17 protein-coding genes and 1 other annotated feature are annotated in these 17,281 nt (G+C 46.8%); all 17 genes read left to right on the top strand.

The features are described from left to right. Positions 1-7: 7 nt before the first annotated feature. The 17 genes from KNP96_RS01290 (at position 8) to pyrR (ending at position 17,248) form a co-directional block, all read left to right on the top strand. On the top strand, positions 8-1,327 hold the full coding sequence (locus KNP96_RS01290) for a UDP-N-acetylmuramoyl-tripeptide--D-alanyl-D-alanine ligase (RefSeq protein WP_088837434.1): 1,320 nt from the start codon (positions 8-10) through the stop codon (positions 1,325-1,327). A 22-nt stretch (positions 1,328-1,349) separates the two neighbouring features. Further along, positions 1,350-2,312: a phospho-N-acetylmuramoyl-pentapeptide-transferase gene (gene mraY, locus KNP96_RS01285; protein WP_088837433.1), complete on the top strand. Its 963-nt coding sequence runs from the start codon at positions 1,350-1,352 to the stop codon at positions 2,310-2,312. 37 nt (positions 2,313-2,349) lie between these two features. Further along, entirely contained in the window at positions 2,350-3,696 is a 1,347-nt protein-coding gene (gene murD, locus KNP96_RS01280) for a UDP-N-acetylmuramoyl-L-alanine--D-glutamate ligase (protein ID WP_214768639.1), read from the top strand. Further along, positions 3,693-4,787 carry an undecaprenyldiphospho-muramoylpentapeptide beta-N-acetylglucosaminyltransferase gene (gene murG, locus KNP96_RS01275; RefSeq protein ID WP_088837431.1) on the top strand — a complete coding sequence of 365 codons (1,095 nt, stop codon included), beginning with the start codon at positions 3,693-3,695 and terminating at the stop codon, positions 4,785-4,787. The genes murD and murG overlap by 4 nt, the downstream gene beginning before the upstream one ends. A gap of 59 nt (positions 4,788-4,846) precedes the next feature. Further along, a complete protein-coding gene (locus tag KNP96_RS01270; RefSeq protein WP_088837430.1) occupies positions 4,847-5,620 on the top strand; it encodes a cell division protein FtsQ/DivIB in 774 nt (257 codons plus the stop codon). Between the two features lie 228 nt (positions 5,621-5,848). Then, positions 5,849-7,153 carry a cell division protein FtsA gene (ftsA, locus tag KNP96_RS01265; protein WP_214765220.1) on the top strand — a complete coding sequence of 435 codons (1,305 nt, stop codon included), beginning with the start codon at positions 5,849-5,851 and terminating at the stop codon, positions 7,151-7,153. A 43-nt stretch (positions 7,154-7,196) separates the two neighbouring features. After that, on the top strand, positions 7,197-8,357 hold the full coding sequence (ftsZ, locus tag KNP96_RS01260) for a cell division protein FtsZ (RefSeq protein ID WP_029330907.1): 1,161 nt from the start codon (positions 7,197-7,199) through the stop codon (positions 8,355-8,357). A gap of 80 nt (positions 8,358-8,437) precedes the next feature. After that, positions 8,438-9,211: a peptidoglycan editing factor PgeF gene (gene pgeF, locus KNP96_RS01255; protein ID WP_088837428.1), complete on the top strand. Its 774-nt coding sequence runs from the start codon at positions 8,438-8,440 to the stop codon at positions 9,209-9,211. Next, positions 9,201-9,872, top strand: a complete 672-nt coding sequence (locus KNP96_RS01250; RefSeq protein ID WP_088837427.1) for a YggS family pyridoxal phosphate-dependent enzyme — start codon at positions 9,201-9,203, stop codon at positions 9,870-9,872. Before pgeF ends, KNP96_RS01250 begins: the two co-directional genes overlap by 11 nt. Before the next feature lie 30 nt (positions 9,873-9,902). Then, positions 9,903-10,397, top strand: coding sequence for a cell division protein SepF (locus tag KNP96_RS01245; RefSeq protein ID WP_029330904.1), 495 nt, complete (start codon positions 9,903-9,905; stop codon positions 10,395-10,397). A 2-nt stretch (positions 10,398-10,399) separates the two neighbouring features. Then, entirely contained in the window at positions 10,400-10,672 is a 273-nt protein-coding gene (locus KNP96_RS01240) for a YggT family protein (RefSeq protein WP_088837426.1), read from the top strand. Continuing rightward, a complete protein-coding gene (locus KNP96_RS01235; protein ID WP_214768637.1) occupies positions 10,672-11,445 on the top strand; it encodes a YlmH family RNA-binding protein in 774 nt (257 codons plus the stop codon). Before KNP96_RS01240 ends, KNP96_RS01235 begins: the two co-directional genes overlap by 1 nt. A gap of 23 nt (positions 11,446-11,468) precedes the next feature. Continuing rightward, positions 11,469-11,990, top strand: coding sequence for a DivIVA domain-containing protein (locus KNP96_RS01230; RefSeq protein ID WP_088837425.1), 522 nt, complete (start codon positions 11,469-11,471; stop codon positions 11,988-11,990). Beyond that, positions 11,991-12,217 (top strand) — a binding site (T-box leader). It begins immediately after the preceding gene. A 58-nt stretch (positions 12,218-12,275) separates the two neighbouring features. Next, entirely contained in the window at positions 12,276-15,011 is a 2,736-nt protein-coding gene (ileS, locus tag KNP96_RS01225) for an isoleucine--tRNA ligase (RefSeq protein WP_088837424.1), read from the top strand. Positions 15,012-15,083: 72 nt separating this feature from the next. Next, positions 15,084-15,557: a signal peptidase II gene (gene lspA, locus KNP96_RS01220; protein ID WP_088837423.1), complete on the top strand. Its 474-nt coding sequence runs from the start codon at positions 15,084-15,086 to the stop codon at positions 15,555-15,557. Continuing rightward, on the top strand, positions 15,557-16,480 hold the full coding sequence (locus KNP96_RS01215) for an RluA family pseudouridine synthase (protein ID WP_088837422.1): 924 nt from the start codon (positions 15,557-15,559) through the stop codon (positions 16,478-16,480). The genes lspA and KNP96_RS01215 overlap by 1 nt, the downstream gene beginning before the upstream one ends. A 237-nt stretch (positions 16,481-16,717) precedes the next feature. Then, complete coding sequence (gene pyrR, locus KNP96_RS01210) at positions 16,718-17,248, top strand: bifunctional pyr operon transcriptional regulator/uracil phosphoribosyltransferase PyrR (RefSeq protein ID WP_029330897.1); 531 nt, start codon at positions 16,718-16,720, stop codon at positions 17,246-17,248. Positions 17,249-17,281 lie beyond the last annotated feature (33 nt).

The raw sequence follows: 17,281 nt of genomic DNA, 5'->3' as shown, positions 1-17,281 counted from the left end.
AAATGAAATGGTGACGATAACAGAAATCGCAAGTTGGCTCGGATTAGATGTGACAGACAAAAGATCGCTTCGCCACTTTGCGACGGATTCGAGAAGTGAACTGACAGAAGGATTGTACGTTCCGATACAAGGCGCGCGCGTCGACGGACATTCGTTCATCGATGGAGCAATCGACCAAGGAGCCATCGCGACGTTATGGAAAAAAGGAATCCCGCTTCCGGACGCAGACATCGTCGTACTCGAAGTCGAAGACCCGTTAGCCGCGTTGCAACATATTGCAACACGTTACTTGAAACTCGTCTCACCAAAGGTAGTGGCGATTACGGGGTCCAATGGTAAGACATCGACAAAAGATATGGTCGAAAGTGTATTGAAAACGACGTATCGGACGCATAAGACATCAGGTAATTTTAATTCAGACATCGGCATGCCGTTGACGATTTTGATGATGCCTCGTGACACGGAGGTAGCGGTGCTCGAGATGGGAATGAGCGGCTTCGGTGACATCGAGTTCTTATCACAATTAGCAGAACCGGATATCGCACTTGTAACGAATATCGGTGAGTCTCATGCGGAACATGTCGGGGGGCGTGCAGGAATTGCAAAAGCCAAATTAGAAATCACAGCAGGTCTAAAGCCGGATGGTCATCTATTCCTTGACGGAGACGAAGCGTTACTTGCTGGTGTTACAGGTGAGCGGATTGGTTACCACCACGCAAACACATTTGTCATCGAGCAAGCAGAGGCGACCTTCCTCGGAACGACGTTTCAATTTGCCGGAGCAACATTCCGTATTCCGGTTCTTGGAAAACATCAAGTGCGCAACGCGGCTTATGCGATTGCGACAGCACGTGCACTCGGGGTTGCGGACGAGGTGATTCAGGCAGGGCTGGATGAAGTGAAATTGACACCGATGCGGATGGAACGTCTTGTCTATCACAAGACAGCCATTATCAATGATGCTTATAATGCAAGCCCGACATCGATGAATGCGGCAATCGAGACGGTTGCAGAGCTTGACGGTTATCCGACCCGCGTTGTTGTCTTAGGAGACATGTACGAGCTTGGGGACCAAGAGCGTGAATTGCACGCATCGGTCGGTAAGCGGATTACACTTCCAGTCTCACATGCTATTCTTGTAGGAGAGAAGGGACGGTATATCGCGGAAGGCATTACTGATCCGTCGGTAGTGGTCGAATTCGCAGAGACGGTCGATCAGGCGGCTACGTTGCTTCGTCCGTTGTTGGGTGAACAAACGATTGTGTTGCTTAAAGCTTCTCGTGGAGTAGCGCTTGAGCAGATTTTAACGGATTTAAACAAAATTTAATTCTTAAAAGTAGGTGTTTGCAATGATTACATTATTCATCAGTTTAATTGTCGCTTTACTCGTGGTTCTTCTTGTCATGCCAAGAGCGATTCCTTTTTTACACCAGTTGAAATTTGGACAAGAAATTCGAGAAGAAGGACCGCAGTGGCACCAGGTCAAGTCCGGAACGCCAACGATGGGTGGAATCGTCATTTTACTCGCAATGATTGGAAGTTTGATTGCGGCGATGATTACGGGAGACTTAGAAGCGAATCACTTGTCACTCTTGTTCTTGACGCTTGCTTATGGTGCGATCGGATTCATCGATGATTACATCAAAGTCGTCAAAAAACGTAACCTTGGATTGAACTCGAAACAAAAATTAATTGGACAAATCGTTGTTGGATTATTATTTGTATGGTTGAGTGGTGGGTTTACGAGCGAAGCGACTTACTTAGCGATCCCGTTTACGTCAATGACGTTTGATTTCGGCTTGCTTTATCCACTTGTCGCGTTGTTCTGGTTAGTCGGATTCTCGAATGCCGTCAATTTGACGGACGGATTAGATGGTCTCGTATCCTTTACAGCAATCCCGACATTCCTGTTCTTTAGTTTGTATGCGTGGTTCGTTGCAGATGAAGTAGGGGTCGCGTTATTCGCGATGTCAGCAGTCGGTGCATTGATTGGATTCTTATTGTTCAATGCCCACCCTGCGAAAATCTTCATGGGGGATACAGGTTCGCTCGCACTCGGAGCAGCACTCGCCGGGTTATCCATCCTCTTAAAACTTGAATTGCTACTTGTCTTAATTGGAATCGTGTTCGTTGTTGAGACATTATCTGTGATTTTACAGGTGATTTCATTTAAAACGACGGGAAAACGTATCTTTAAGATGAGCCCAATTCATCATCATTTCGAGATGGTCGGTTGGAGTGAATGGCGGATTGTCGGTACGTTTGCTTCGATTAGTTGTATCGTAGCGTTCATTGCCTACTTGCTTGTTTAATTGAAATTTCCGGATGAAGAAAGTGAGCGATTTTAAGATGAAGAAGTCTGATTGGGTCAACAAAAAGGTCTTAGTGCTCGGAACGGCTAAAAGTGGTATCGCAGCGGCTAAGTATTTGGTCGAAGCAGGGGCAGATGTGACGGTGAACGACGGTGGGACACCCTCGGGAACAGATCAAGATACTTTGCTGAAACTCGGTGTCAAAACGACTTTCGGCGAGCATCCGCTCACGTTACTTGAAGGAGTAGAGCTCATCGTCAAAAATCCAGGGATTCCGTATCAGATTCCGCTCTTGCAAGAAGCACTGGTGCGACAGATTCCAATCTGGACGGAAGTCGAGCTCGGCTATCATGCGACGAATGCGCAATGGGTAGCGATTACAGGGTCAAACGGGAAGACGACGACGACGACGCTTGTCCACGAATTATTGAAACAGCAGACGCGTCCGGTACACTTGGCGGGAAACATCGGCTTCCCGGCGATTGAGATTGCGAAAGAAGCGGAAGATGATGCAATCATCGTGATTGAACTTTCGAGTTTCCAACTGATGGGAATGCACGCCTTTAAACCAATGAGTGCGGCTTTCTTAAACTTATCAGCGGCTCATCTTGACTATCATGGTGATCTTGAATCCTACGCGGAAGCGAAAGCACGAATTTTCCGTAACATGGATGCGAATGACCGCCTTGTCGTCAATGCAGACGATGATGTCGTCATGCGCTTAAGTGATCAGGCAAAAGCAGAGCGGTTGCGTTTTTCACGTAAGAGTCCAGCTTATGCTCGTGTCGAGCAGGACATGATTATGGTTGGTGAAACGCCGATCTTACCGGCCGCTGAACTGGCTTTAGGTGGGGGACACAATCTAGAGAACGTCTTAGTAGCATTGACGTTAGTAGAACCATTCAATATTCCGTTACAAGCGGTGCAGGACGTCTTACGGACATTCGGTGGCGTCGCGCATCGTACAGAGTACATTGGCGAATTCAAGGGACGTAAAGTCTACAATGATTCGAAAGCGACGAACAACGTAGCGACGGAAGCAGCACTATCCGGTTTTAAAGCTCCAATCATTTGGTTATGTGGCGGACTAGAACGCGGTGCTGATTTAACACCACTCGTAGAGTCGATGACACAAGTCAAGCATGTCGTCGGTTTGGGCGAGACGGGACCACGTTTTGCGGAACTGGCACGTCAAGAAAAGATTGATGCAACGGTCGTCAGCGATATGGCGCAAGCAGTACAGGCAGCATTTGATGTCTCACAAGCCGGGGATATCATCTTATTATCGCCTGCGTCAGCGAGCTGGGATCAATATAAGACGTATGAAGAACGTGGCGAACATTTTGTTCGCGCCGTCGAATCGATTGGAGGAGATGCTAAATGAGAATCGTCGTATCAGGTGGTGGAACCGGAGGGCATATTTATCCGGCGCTCGCGATGATCCGCGAAATCGAGCGACGGATGCCGTGTGAAGTGCTATACATCGGAACGGAAAATGGGCTAGAAGCAGATATCGTCCGACGCGCAGGAATTCCCTTTGAATCGATTGAGATTTCAGGTATTCGCCGTTCATTATCATTTGAAAACGTTAAGACGGGAATCCGTTTCTTAAAGAGCGTGACCCGTGTCCGGAAAATGTTGCGAAAGTTCAACCCCGACATCGTGGTCGGGACAGGTGGTTTCGTTTGTGGACCGGTCCTTTATACAGCAGCGAAGATGGGGTATAAAACACTCGTCCATGAGCAAAACAGTTTACCTGGTATTACGAATAAGTTCCTTGCTCGGTACGTCGATCGTGTCGCGTTATCGTTTAAAGGATCAGGTCACCATTTCGGTAAAAACGAAGCGAAAACCGTTTTAATCGGTAATCCCCGGGCTTCCGAAGTAGCTGATTTGCAAGTCGACCCGGTCATTGAACGGCAACGTTATGGTTTTGAAGAAGGGCGCCCGTTAGTCGTCGTTTACGGTGGAAGTCGTGGAGCGCCAGCAATCAACCAAGCAATCATCGAGATGATGCCGAAGTTCATTCAGATGGATTGGTCGATGTTGTTCGTGACAGGTCAAGTTCATTTTGAAGAGATTACTCGCCAAATCGGAACGGTCCCGGAGCGTATTCAGTTACGTCCGTTTGTCTATGATTTACCGAATATCTTAAAGGCGAGTCAACTCGTCATTTCACGTTCGGGTGCGAGCACGTTAGCGGAATTGACGACGCTCGGATTACCGAGCATTCTCATTCCGAGTCCATACGTCACAGAAAACCATCAAGAAGTAAATGCCTCGTCCCTCGTCGAAACAGGAGCAAGCTTGCTCGTCCGAGAAGCTGAACTGACAGGAGAAACGTTATTCGATGCTTGTAAAACGGCGATTGCGAATCAAGAAGCGATGTCGCAGGCCGCATTCGCTTTAGGGATGCCGAATGCATCGAGTGATTTAGTGGACGAGTTGAATCGCTTGATTCAACAAAAAAACTAAACAGTTGCAGGAATAGACCGATAAGGAACTGAAATTAATCAAGTAGAGGAGGAATGAACGTGAAGGAGCGACAACCGGTAAAAGATACGGATGCCACTGTCAGTAGTCTAGAAGATAAGATTCCTTATATCCGTGAACAACGCCGGAAGAAAGCAAACCGACGTTTAATCTATGTCCTCATCCTGATCGGTCTATTGATTGCTGTCGTATTTTATCTTCAGTCCAGTTATTCGCGGGTAGCGACACTTGAGATTGACGGTGTCGTCAATGTCAAAGAAGAAGACATCATTCAGGCGTCACGGATGAAGGTGAAGGAGACACATGCTTTCAATGTGTCAGAAGAAGCTGTGCTAGAGCGAATCGAAGATGTACCAGGTATACGGGAAGCAACTATGACACAGAGTTTTCTCCATAACTATCAAGTTAATGTCGTGGAGGAAAAAGAAATTGCTTACGCGAAAGATCAACCCGGAGACCGAATCGTCTTAGCAGATGGAACAATCATCCCTGGAAAGTCGAAGGAAGAATTGTTCGATGCACCGATTTTAACAGGCTTTACAGATCAGTCCCTTGAACGGTTGACGAAGGAACTCGTCAAAATCGAACCAAAAGTTCGGAGTCGGATTTCGGAAATCGTTGCAAACGATAAAACCGATAAAGGGGGATTGAAGTTATTCATGACGGATGGCAATACCGTCTTATTGAGTACTTCAGCTTTTTCTAACTCGTTGAATGAATATGTCAAAGTGATTTCAGCCTTACCAAAAGGAAAAACAGGGACGATCACGATTGACGGGGGAATCTATTTCAAACCATATAAAGTAAAAAAATAGAAAATTCCTAGTCATGAGTCAGCAGATTGACAAACGTTTGTTTTCATTAGTAAATAAGTAGGCGTATCGTCATCAAATCGTAATCTATTAGATGGGTAAGTTAGACAATAACTTCTTTTCGTAGGGTTTTATATAGTGTAGACTTAAACGAGAAGAAGTTTATCTTGTTTCCTGAATATATATAGGGACAATCAGTATGAGTATTATGAAAGTGGAGGTGTCACTCCCATGGAAACGAAAGGTACGATTGCCGCACTAGACATTGGAACATCGGAAGTGAAACTCATCGTCGGTGAACTACTCGGTGGGACACTGAACGTGTTAGCGGAGGGTTCTGCACCATCTGCCGGTGTCAAACGTGGCGTCATCGTCGATATCGACCAAACAGTCAATGCCATTAAACAAGCGGTCGCTGAAGTGGAACGGACACTCGGTGAACCGATTGGTGAAGTATATGTAGCAATTTCTGGAGAACACATTCAAGTCAAGGATTGTCAAGGGATGACTTCAATTAAAGGCGAAGACAATGAAATTACGGATGACGACGTCAAAGACGTCTTACACTCCGCAATGGTCATGCGCATTCCGAACGAATTAAGTGTTGTCGATGTACTACCGAAAACGTTTACGGTCGACCAACAAACAGAAATCACGGATCCACGTGGTATGATCGGTTATCGTCTAGAAGTGACAGGGAAGTTGATCATTGGAGCGAAGACGATCCTACATAGCATTAAACGTTCAATCGAACGGGCTGGTCTAGAGCTTGCAGGATACGTACTTGAAAGCTTAGCTGTTTCAAGAATCGCGGCATCAATCGATGAACTGGAGCTTGGCGTCGGCATCATCGATATTGGACATGAGACGACAACATTGTCGATTTATGAAAAAAACGATCTCGTTTACTCGACGACGTTACCTTATGGTGGCGATCATCTGACACGTGACTTAACGTATAAGATGAATTGTAAGTACCAAGATGCAAAACTTGCGAAGGAAGAATACGGAGTGGCGCTTGAATCGTTAGGGGATCCTGAAGAAAAGGTATCCTACGTAACGATTAATGGGGAGCATCGTTTTGAGCCGCAACCTGAGATCGGTTTCGTTTTAGAGGCACGCCTCGAAGAAATCTTCGAGATGATTCAAAAACGGATGACGCAGGCTGGCCATCCACAAATGAATAGTGGCATCATTCTCTGCGGTGGAAGTTCTTCGCTTCCTGGAATCGATCAGCTAGGGAAACGGATTTTCAACCAGAACGTCAACGTCTACCAACCGGCCAGCTTAGGCATTCGTAATCCGAAGTACGCTGTGGCAGCCGGCATGTTACGCTATGTACTCTCAAGAAGTACGGTTTCGAAATCAGGATTTGATCGTGCGGACGAGAAGGAAGTCGTGGCGCAAAATCGTGAACAAGAACAATTGCTTACGAACCCGACACCGTCTCCAGTACGCGAAGAACGAACGCAACAGGAACAACCTCCAAAAGAGCGTAAATCATTCAGTAGTTTCTTTGAAAAGTTTTTTGGTTAATGACTAAAATACAATGAGTATAAAAAATTAGGGGGCCCCTTTTATGTTGCATTTTGATGAAATGATGGACCAAGTAGCTAAAATTAAGGTCATCGGCGTAGGTGGCGGTGGTTCAAACGCCGTCAACCGAATGATTGAACATGGTGTACAAGGCGTAGAATTCATCGCCGTCAATACAGATGCACAAGCACTCAACATGTCGCAGGCAGATGTGAAGCTCCAACTCGGTGCAAAGCTGACACGCGGTTTAGGTGCAGGTGCGAATCCAGAAATCGGTAAGAAAGCGGCAGAAGAAAGCCGTGAACAGTTGACAGAGATTTTGTCAGGTGCTGATATGGTCTTCGTTACTGCAGGTATGGGTGGCGGGACAGGAACTGGTGCTGCGCCAGTCATCGCTGAAATTTCAAAAGAAATCGGCGCATTGACTGTCGGTGTCGTAACGAAACCGTTCATGTTTGAAGGACGCAAACGGATGCAACACGCTGTATCGGGTGTGCAAAACTTTAAAGAAAAAGTCGATACGTTAATCGTCATTCCGAATGATAAATTACTTGAAATCGTTGATCGTAACACGCCGATGCTCGAAGCATTCAAAGAAGCGGATAATGTGCTTCGTCAAGGGGTTCAAGGGATCACAGACTTAATCGCTGTCCCTGGTTTAATCAACTTAGACTTTGCAGACGTTAAGACAATCATGACTGAAAAAGGATCTGCCTTGATGGGCGTTGGTGTTGCGACAGGCGAACACCGTGCAACGGAAGCTGCGAAGAAAGCCATTTCAAGTCCATTGCTTGAAACATCGATTGAAGGTGCAAAAGGTGTCTTAATGAACATCACAGGTAGTGCGAACCTCAGTCTATATGAAGTAACGGAAGCTGCTCAAATCGTTCAAAGTGCAGCAGATGAAGAAGTAAACTTGATTTTCGGTTCTGTTATCAACGATAACTTAGAAGATGAAATCATCGTTACCGTCATCGCAACAGAATTCGAAAACGAGCCACTCGATTTCGAGATTCCATCTGCTCAAGAAATGATGAAAAACTTACTCAAGAAAAAGCAGGCGACTCCAACTCCTGCTGCGACTGAGGAGCCGAAACCACAAGTCGAAGAGACACCTGTCAGCTCGAATCCAGAACCAGCAAAAGGGTCAGATGTTGAAGAAACGATGGACATTCCATCATTCCTTCGTCGGAACAATCGTTAATCGATTTTTTCCAAGACACGACTGCTAGACAAAGAGGTGTCGCGTAAGCGGCACCTCTTTTTTGAAAGGGATGTGAAATGATGTTTGGTCAATGGATAAAGTGGGATACACCGACCGGTACAGTGCGTGCGGCATTCACTACAAAATTTTCAGCGCCGCATGGTATTGGCAATCTTGGATTGCATGTCAATGACGATCGCGATGGTGTCATTCAAAACCGGCAAGTCATCGCCCGTCAACTTGATTTATCGCTCGAAAATTCAGTTTGGGCAGAACAGGTTCACGGGAACCATGTCGAACAAGTGACGACGCTAGATTCTGGACGAGGCGCACTGGATTATGGAACAACGATCGAGGGTACAGATGGATTGGTGACGACGGATGCAAATGTATTACTCGCCATGTTATTCGCGGATTGTGTACCGCTCGTGTTTTGTGATCCGACGACAGGAATTATTGCGAATACGCATGCCGGATGGCGTGGAACAGTCGCGAATATCGTTGAAGCGACTGTCGCCCGAATGGAAGCGGCGGGGGCAGACCGTTCCTCGATTCAAATGGTCATCGGACCCTCGATTCGTGAATGTTGTTATGAGGTCGACCAACCCGTCCTTGAAGCGATTGACGGGCTTGGTCTTGAAGATACGCCCTACACAATAAAAGAAAACGGAAAAGCGATGCTTTCGCTTCAGCAGACGAATGCTGCATTAGCAGAGCGAAGTGGATTAGGTGACATCATTGATGCAGGAATTTGTACGCACTGCCAAGCAGATGACTATTTCTCTTACCGTCATGGGGACCACCAAGGTCGTTTCGCGAGCTTGATCGTAAAGGAGTCATTACATGTCGATTAATGAAAATGTTCAACTTGTCCAACAAAAGATGCAACAAGCGAGTGAAAAGAGTTTTCAAAAAAAGCAGGTACAACTGATTGGCGTGACGAAATCAGTTTCAAGTCAAGTTGCCTCTGAGCTGTTAGAAGCAGGTATAACGGCGCTAGGTGAAAATCGTCCGGAGGGTTTGTCAGAAAAACAAGCAGCACTTGGGCGTGAAGCCTGTGAGTGGCACTTCATCGGGACACTGCAGTCGCGAAAAGTACGTCAAATCATCGATCAAATCGATGTGCTTCACTCACTCGATCGTTTGCATTTAGCGGAAGAAATCAATAAACGTGCAAAACGTCCTATCGATTGTTTTGTTCAAGTCAATGTCTCGGGTGAAGCTTCGAAACAAGGTATTTCCGCAGAAGACATCCATTCCTTTCTACATGAAATCGGTCAATATCCAAAAGTTCGTGTGATTGGACTCATGACGATGGCACCATTGACAGAAAATCAAGAGGAAGTGCGGTCCGTTTTCCGCGCTTTACGCGTCTTACGAGACGAAGTAGCAGCACGAAACCTGTCTTACGCTCCCTGTACGGAATTATCGATGGGGATGTCGTCTGATTATGAAATTGCGATTGAAGAAGGGGCGACACACGTCAGAATCGGAACGGTCCTCGTCCAATCATAAAACGTAGAAGAAGTTGAAAGGAGAATCGAAATGGGATTCAAATCGAAAATGCAACATCTGTTTCTTGGGAACACAGACGATTTAGACGAACTTGAATATGAAAATGATGCTACAATAAATAAAGGTAGAGGTACTGCAGAGCAAGAGTATGAAGAGTACTACGAGGAATCTACCCCGAGTGTTACTCAAAAGGAGGACCCTGTGCGTCAATCGAATATCGTTCCGATTCATACGAAAAAAGCAAAATCACAAGTCATTTTAAGTGAGCCGCGTGTCTTCAATGAAGCACAAGAAATTGGGGAGCATCTCCGTCAAAATCGTGCGGTCATCGTTAATATGCAACGCATGTCAAAAGATCAATCACGGCAAATGATTAATTTTCTTTCAGGCGTCGTCTTTGCACTCGATGGTACGATTACGACAATCAGTCAAAACACGCTCCTCTGTGTGCCGAACAACGTCGAGCTCGCGGGTAGTATTTCAAATCTACTTGGAGAAGATGATATCAATCATAAGGGGTGGTAAACATGGATTCACAAGTTATGTACGCGATTGGGCGTACATTGAGCACGTTACTTCAATATTATAGCTATGTCATGATTGCTTATATTTTACTTTCATGGTTCCCGAACGCACGAGAGTCAAGATTCGGACAAGTATTAGCGATGTTAGTCGAACCGTTCCTCGCGCCTTTCCGACGGATCATCCCGCCCATCGGAGGTATGCTTGACATCTCACCAATCGTTGCCTTTTTAGTGTTGAACTTAGCACAGTCAGGCATTCGAGCAATCTTCTTCTAATGAGCGTCTATGATCACTATCGCGGACATGAGCGGGAGTTCGTCGATCTTGTCTTAAACTGGATCGATCATGTCGAAGCGACCTATACGTTTAAACTGACAGATTTTCTTGACCCACGCGAACAGCAAATCACACGCGAACTCGTCGGAACGAAATATGCCCTCTTTTTTGAGGGCGGTTTCGAAGGGGCAGAGCGACAGCGGGCACTAATTGCGCCTGATTACTACGAACTTGATGCGAGCGACTTTGATATTGCCATCTATCGTATTCATTATCCTACAAAATTCGTTGAACTATCGCATCGACAAGTAACAGGTACGCTCTTAAACGTCGGTCTGAAACGCGGCAAGTTCGGTGACGTCGTCATTCAAGATCAAGTCGTTCAGTTCGCAGTCGCAGAAGACGTTGCTTCTTATATCGAAGTCAACGTCGAGCGGGCAGGGAAAACGAAAATTCGTTTATCTCGCGTCGAACTAGAAGACCAATTGAAGATCAAAGAACAGGAATGGCAAGAAGAACTTGGATTCGTCAGTTCGCTCCGCTTTGATACTGTCGTCAGCGAAGTGCTTGGTTTTTCGAGACAAAAAGCACAGAGTTTGATTAAACAAGGGGAAAGTAAAGTGAATTATAAAATCGTCGAAGATCCAAGCTTCATGCTTGAAGAAGGCGATTTGCTTTCGCTCCGTGGAACAGGCCGCGTCAAATTGACGGCTATTTTAGGGTCGACGAAACGCGACCGGATTAAATTACAGTACGGATTATTAAAAGGTTAAAAAATGCTGAGGAGGATTTCATCATGCCATTGACGCCACTTGATATTCATAATAAGGAATTTACACGTAAGTTTCGCGGCTATGACGAGGATGAGGTCAACGAATTTCTTGATCAAGTCATCAAGGATTTTGAAATGTTGTTGCGGGAAAACCGTCAACAGCAAGAAGTGATTCAAAACATGCAATCGCGTGTCGATTACTTCAGTTCGATGGAAGAGACGTTAAACAAGTCAATCATCGTTGCCCAAGAAGCAGGAGAAGAAGTCAAGGCCAATGCGACGAAAGAAGCAAGCTTGATTTTAAAACAAGCCGAGCGTGAAGCGGAACAACTGCAAGATTCCGCACAGCGTCGAGCGCAACGGACAGACTTTGAAGTCGAACAGATGCGTAAGAAAATCGAATTGTACCGTAATCGTTTTAAAGTCTTGATCGATGCGCAGATGGAGTTATTGGCAAGCCATGATTGGGACGCGTTTGATAGTTCGACCCGTGGTGCGCTTGACGAGATTCCGGCAGTTGCGTATAATGACGACGATGTCATATAACTTAAATCAATGACAAGGACACGTCTTAATCAGACTGCTGCAAGCGAATCGGGGACTGGTGTGAGCCCGAACAGTAAGTGAGAATGGATATCCCCTTCGAGTGTGAGACTGAACCATTAAGTAAGTCGCACCGATTCGCCCCCGTTATCGGGCTCTTAAGTGGTAGTTCGTACGGTTGAACTACTAGTAGGGTGGTACCGCGAGTTCAAGCCAAGCTCGTCCCTATACCAGGGATGTGTTTGGCTTTTTTTGTATGTTAAATTAAAAGAAGTGAGGGAATGCCAGATGGAGTACAAAGATACATTACTGATGATGAAAACTGAATTTCTAATGCGAGGTAACTTGCCGAAACGTGAGCCGGACATGCAGGCACGTTGGAACGAGATGAACTTATATCAAGCAGTTCAAGAAAAAAATGCTGGGAAACCAACCTTCATCCTTCATGATGGACCACCATACGCAAACGGTGATATCCACATGGGGCACGGATTAAACAAAGTCTTAAAAGATATCGTCGTCCGTTACAAATCGATGAATGGTTTCCGTTCACCGTACGTACCGGGTTGGGATACACACGGTTTACCGATTGAAACAGCGCTCCAAAAATCAGGTGTCGATCGGAAGACGATGTCGGTCGCTGAGTTCCGTGAGTTGTGTGCGAAATATGCGCTCGAACAAGTCGATCATCAGCGTGAACAGTTTAAGCGTTTAGGTGTTCTCGGTGATTATGATAATCCATACATCACGCTCCAACCGGAATTTGAAGCGGCGCAAATTCGCCTCTTCGGTGACATGGCGAACAAAGGCTATATCTATAAAGGAAAAAAACCAGTCTACTGGTCACCTTCTTCTGAGTCGGCACTGGCAGAAGCCGAAATCGAATACCATGATAAACGTTCTGCTGCCATCTATGTTGCGTTCCCTGTCTTAGAAGGAAATAACATCTTAGAGCCAACCGATCACTTCGTCATCTGGACGACGACGCCGTGGACGATTCCTGCAAACCTCGGAATCTCTGTCAGTGCGGAACTCACGTATGCCCGGATCGAGTACGAAGGAAAAGGTTATATCGTCGCAGAGGCGCTTGTTCCTGAAGTCATCGAGGCACTCGGATGGGAAGACGCGACAGTCGGTCGTGTCTTCAATGGAGCAGATTTCGAATACATGAAAGCCAAACACCCGCTCTATGACCGTGAATCACTCGTCATGCTCGGTGATCATGTTACGGCGGAAGCGACCGGCGTCGTGCATACGGCACCTGGACACGGGGAAGATGACTATCGCATCGGACAAGCATACGGACTCGATGTCCTCTGCCCGGTCGATGATAAAGGGGTCATGACGGCGGAAGCACCAGGATTCGAAGGCATGTTCTATGAAGATGCGAATAAAGAAGTCGGTCTTGCGTTAGAAAAAGCGGGCGCATTGTTGAAACTATCGTTCATCAAACACTCGTATCCGCACGACTGGCGGACGAAAAAACCGGTCATCTTCCGGGCAACACCACAATGGTTCGCGTCGATTAAAGACTTCCGTGCGGAAATCCTTGACGAAATCAAAGATGTGCAGTGGGTACCGGCATGGGGAGAAACACGTCTTCACAACATGTTTAAAGATCGTGGCGACTGGGTCATCTCGCGTCAACGTGCATGGGGCGTGCCCCTTCCAATCTTCTATGCAGAAGACGGAACAGAAATTGTTACACCGGAAACAATCGACCATATCGCGAACTTGTTCGCAGAGCACGGTTCGAACGTCTGGTATGAACGCGAAGCAATCGACTTATTGCCGGAAGGCTTTACGCACCCGGCAAGTCCGAATGGTCAGTTCAAAAAAGAAACAGACATCATGGATGTCTGGTTCGATTCCGGCTCGTCACATGCCGGTGTGCTGGCGACGCGTCCAGAACTAGAGCGTCCGGCTGATCTTTACCTCGAAGGTTCAGACCAATACCGTGGCTGGTTCAACTCGTCGCTTTCGACAGCTGTTGCGACAACGGGAAAAGCACCGTATAAAGCAGTCGTCAGTCATGGTTTCGTATTAGACGGTCAAGGACGGAAGATGTCGAAGTCAATCGGGAATACGATTGCCCCAATCCAAATCATGCAACAATTCGGTGCTGAGATTCTTCGTCTGTGGGTTGCGTCAGTCGATTATCAGTCAGATGTCCGGGCATCGATGGACAACTTTAAACAAGTTTCAGAATCATACCGTAAAATCCGGAACACGGTCCGTTTCCTGCTCGGGAACTTGGATCAATTCGATCACACGGCACATCGTGTTGCGTTTGAAGATTTACCGGAAGCAGACCGTTTCATGCGGACGAAGCTCGATCAATTAGTCGGTAAAGTCAAAAAAGCCTATGATGCGTATGATTTCATGGCAGTTTACCAACTGTTGCATAACTTCTGTGTCCTTGACCTGTCTTCGTTCTACCTCGACTACACGAAAGACATCTTGTATATCGAACAAGCAGATGCACCGGCGCGTCGTGCCGTTCAAACGGTCATGTATGATACCGTCGTGACATTGTTACAATTGATGGCACCTGTCTTACCGCATACGGCAGACGAAGCATGGGAATTCGTTCCTGGTGTCGAGACGGCAAGTATCTTCTTGACGGATTTACCGGAAGCAGTCGACGTATCGGAAGAAGGACTTGCACTGATCGCGAAATGGAACGCGTTCCTCGTCTTCCGCGATGATGTCTTGAAGGCGCTTGAAGAAGCACGGGCAGAGAAGCTCGTCGGGAAAACGCTCGAAGCCAAACTCGAGCTCGCACCGAACGAAGCGACGAAGAACTTGCTTGCGACAATCGACCATCTTGAACAACTGCTTCAAGTCTCACACATCGATTTTGTCGACTCGGCAGAACGTAACTATGAGACGACAGCAATCACTGTTTTGAAAGCGGACGGCGAGAAATGTGAACGTTGCTGGACATATTCGACTGAACTTGGTCAAGATCCGGCTCATCCGACACTTTGTCCTCGTTGTACTGCGGTCGTCAATTCTTTATAATGAATAAGGGGAGGGGCGGCTACTGCGACTTCGTAGCTACCCCTCATTATTTTTGATGTGGGGGAAAACAGGATGTGGCTTTACTTAGTGATTGCTGCTTTACTCGTAGGAGTGGATCAATTGACGAAATGGATCGTCGTTCAGCAGATGACGATTGGTCAAGCGATTGAAGTCATTCCAAATTTCTTTTATCTCAATTCATACCGCAACCGTGGAGCGGCATGGGGAATGCTTGAAGGAAAATTCGGCTTCTTCTTCATCGTGACGGTTCTCGTCGTTGTTGGTCTGATTTATTTTCTGTACAAAGAAGGAACAAAAAACAAAGTATTTGCTTGGAGTGTCGCTTTACTACTGAGTGGAGCGATCGGAAATTTTATTGACCGGATGGCGCGTGGGGAAGTCGTTGATTTCTTACACTTTTATCCGTTCGGCTATAATTTTCCGATCTTTAATGTCGCAGACGTCTGCTTGACATTTGGAGTGATTTTGATGCTGATTAGCGTCATGTTCGAAGAGCGTTTGACGAAGAAGGGAACGATTGATTAATGAATGAACAACAAGTATGGACGGTCGAAGCAAAAGGCGCGACAGGGCGAATCGATAAATGGTTGGCTGAACAACAAGAGTGGTCGCGTTCGCAAGTGCAAGACTGGTTAAAGGCGGGGCACGTCGAAGTAGACGGACGCATCGTGAAACCGAACTATAAGATGACGGGAACGGAAAGCATCACCGTGCATATCCCGGAAGCCGTCGAACTCGAAATCTTACCGGAAGACATTCCGCTAGATGTCGTTTACGAAGACAGCGATGTCATCGTCATCAATAAACCAAAAGGCATGGTCGTCCACCCGGCAGCAGGACATGTGTCAGGAACACTCGTTAATGCGTTGCTTCATCACTGCCAAGACCTCTCAGGCATCAATGGGGTCAAACGACCAGGGATCGTTCACCGGATCGATAAAGATACATCAGGTCTCTTGATGGTCGCTAAAAATGATTTAGCCCATGAATCGCTTGCGCAACAATTAAAAGATAAGACGACGGAACGTCTTTATATCGCGCTTGTCCATGGCGAGATTCCCCATGAACTCGGAACGATTGAAGCACCGGTCGGCCGTGATAAAAATGACCGTCAACGGATGACGGTCACGGACAAAAACTCAAAAGCAGCGGTCACGCATTTCCGTGTCCTCGATCGGTATGAAGGCTTTACGGTCGTTGAGTGTAAACTCGAAACAGGACGGACTCACCAAATTCGTGTCCACATGCGCTATATCGGATTCCCGCTCGCAGGTGACCCGAAATATGGACCGCGGAAGACGATGAAGATGAATGGTCAAGCACTCCACGCAGCGGTTCTCGGATTTGAACATCCACGGACCGGCGAATGGTTGACGTTCGAAGCACCACTCCCGGAAGAGATGACGTTTGAGATCAGTCAGTTGAAAAAACTTGAATTAGAGTCTTGACGTTTTTCTAATAAAACGGTAGAGTAACACCTAGAGAGCGATGCGAGACATCAGCCTCACCAAATCGGTCGTCCGCGTGACGATCCTACAAAATTAGAACACCTTTAATCGAGTCCGGAGAGGCTACGAAAGGGAGACACCGTAACGCGTGTAAACACATGGCTTTGCTATGTACACATCTGTCTTCAACAACCTCCTGCCGATTAAGCAGGAGGTTTTTTTATGAAAGGAGAAGCCATGAAACCAGCCATCATTTTAGATGAAGCGGCAATCAGTCGTGCCTTAACACGAATCGCCCATGAAATCATCGAGCGCAACAAAGGGATTGAAGAATTGATGATCGTCGGTATCAAGACGCGGGGCGAAACACTTGCGAGACGCCTTGCCCGGCGGATTGAAGAGATTGAAGGAAAAGCCGTGTTACTCGGTGTCGTCGACATCTCGATGTACCGCGATGATCTCTCGAAGAAAAGCCTCGAGCCGGAAATCAAAGGGTCCGAGATGCCGGAAGACGTCACAGGAAAAATCGTTGTGCTCGTCGATGATGTCCTGTACACGGGACGGACGGTCCGCGCGGCAATGGACGCACTCGTCGATCATGGTCGACCAAGCATGATTCAGTTAGCTGTCCTTGTTGACCGAGGTCACCGGGAACTCCCGATTCGACCAGATTTCATCGGCAAGAACGTTCCGACGTCACGCGAAGAACAAGTCGTCGTCGCCTTATCAGAAGTCGACGATGCTGATCAAGTATTCATTAAACGTTAAATCAAAAATACCTTTAACGTGGTCCAGAGAGAC

It is taken from the genome of Exiguobacterium sp. s133, assembly GCF_018618595.1.
Lineage (GTDB): Bacteria > Bacillota > Bacilli > Exiguobacteriales > Exiguobacteriaceae > Exiguobacterium_A > Exiguobacterium_A oxidotolerans.
Note: the sequence above shows the minus strand (reverse complement) of the source record. Positions and strands in the feature narration are given on the sequence as shown.

Bases quoted from the DNA above. Each gene is read 5' to 3' on its own strand.
- mraY (WP_088837433.1), top strand. From the start codon at position 1,350: ATGATTACATTATTCATCAGTTTAATTGTCGCTTTACTCGTGGTTCTT.
- ftsZ (WP_029330907.1), top strand. From the start codon at position 7,197: ATGTTGCATTTTGATGAAATGATGGACCAAGTAGCTAAAATTAAGGTC.
- KNP96_RS01235 (WP_214768637.1), top strand. From the start codon at position 10,672: ATGAGCGTCTATGATCACTATCGCGGACATGAGCGGGAGTTCGTCGAT.
- KNP96_RS01245 (WP_029330904.1), top strand. From the start codon at position 9,903: ATGGGATTCAAATCGAAAATGCAACATCTGTTTCTTGGGAACACAGAC.
- KNP96_RS01290 (WP_088837434.1), top strand. From the start codon at position 8: ATGGTGACGATAACAGAAATCGCAAGTTGGCTCGGATTAGATGTGACA.
- KNP96_RS01230 (WP_088837425.1), top strand. From the start codon at position 11,469: ATGCCATTGACGCCACTTGATATTCATAATAAGGAATTTACACGTAAG.
- KNP96_RS01215 (WP_088837422.1), top strand. From the start codon at position 15,557: ATGAATGAACAACAAGTATGGACGGTCGAAGCAAAAGGCGCGACAGGG.
- KNP96_RS01250 (WP_088837427.1), top strand. From the start codon at position 9,201: ATGTCGATTAATGAAAATGTTCAACTTGTCCAACAAAAGATGCAACAA.
- pyrR (WP_029330897.1), top strand. From the start codon at position 16,718: ATGAAACCAGCCATCATTTTAGATGAAGCGGCAATCAGTCGTGCCTTA.
- KNP96_RS01240 (WP_088837426.1), top strand. From the start codon at position 10,400: ATGGATTCACAAGTTATGTACGCGATTGGGCGTACATTGAGCACGTTA.
- murG (WP_088837431.1), top strand. From the start codon at position 3,693: ATGAGAATCGTCGTATCAGGTGGTGGAACCGGAGGGCATATTTATCCG.
- murD (WP_214768639.1), top strand. From the start codon at position 2,350: ATGAAGAAGTCTGATTGGGTCAACAAAAAGGTCTTAGTGCTCGGAACG.
- ftsA (WP_214765220.1), top strand. From the start codon at position 5,849: ATGGAAACGAAAGGTACGATTGCCGCACTAGACATTGGAACATCGGAA.
- ileS (WP_088837424.1), top strand. From the start codon at position 12,276: ATGGAGTACAAAGATACATTACTGATGATGAAAACTGAATTTCTAATG.
- pgeF (WP_088837428.1), top strand. From the start codon at position 8,438: ATGTTTGGTCAATGGATAAAGTGGGATACACCGACCGGTACAGTGCGT.
- lspA (WP_088837423.1), top strand. From the start codon at position 15,084: ATGTGGCTTTACTTAGTGATTGCTGCTTTACTCGTAGGAGTGGATCAA.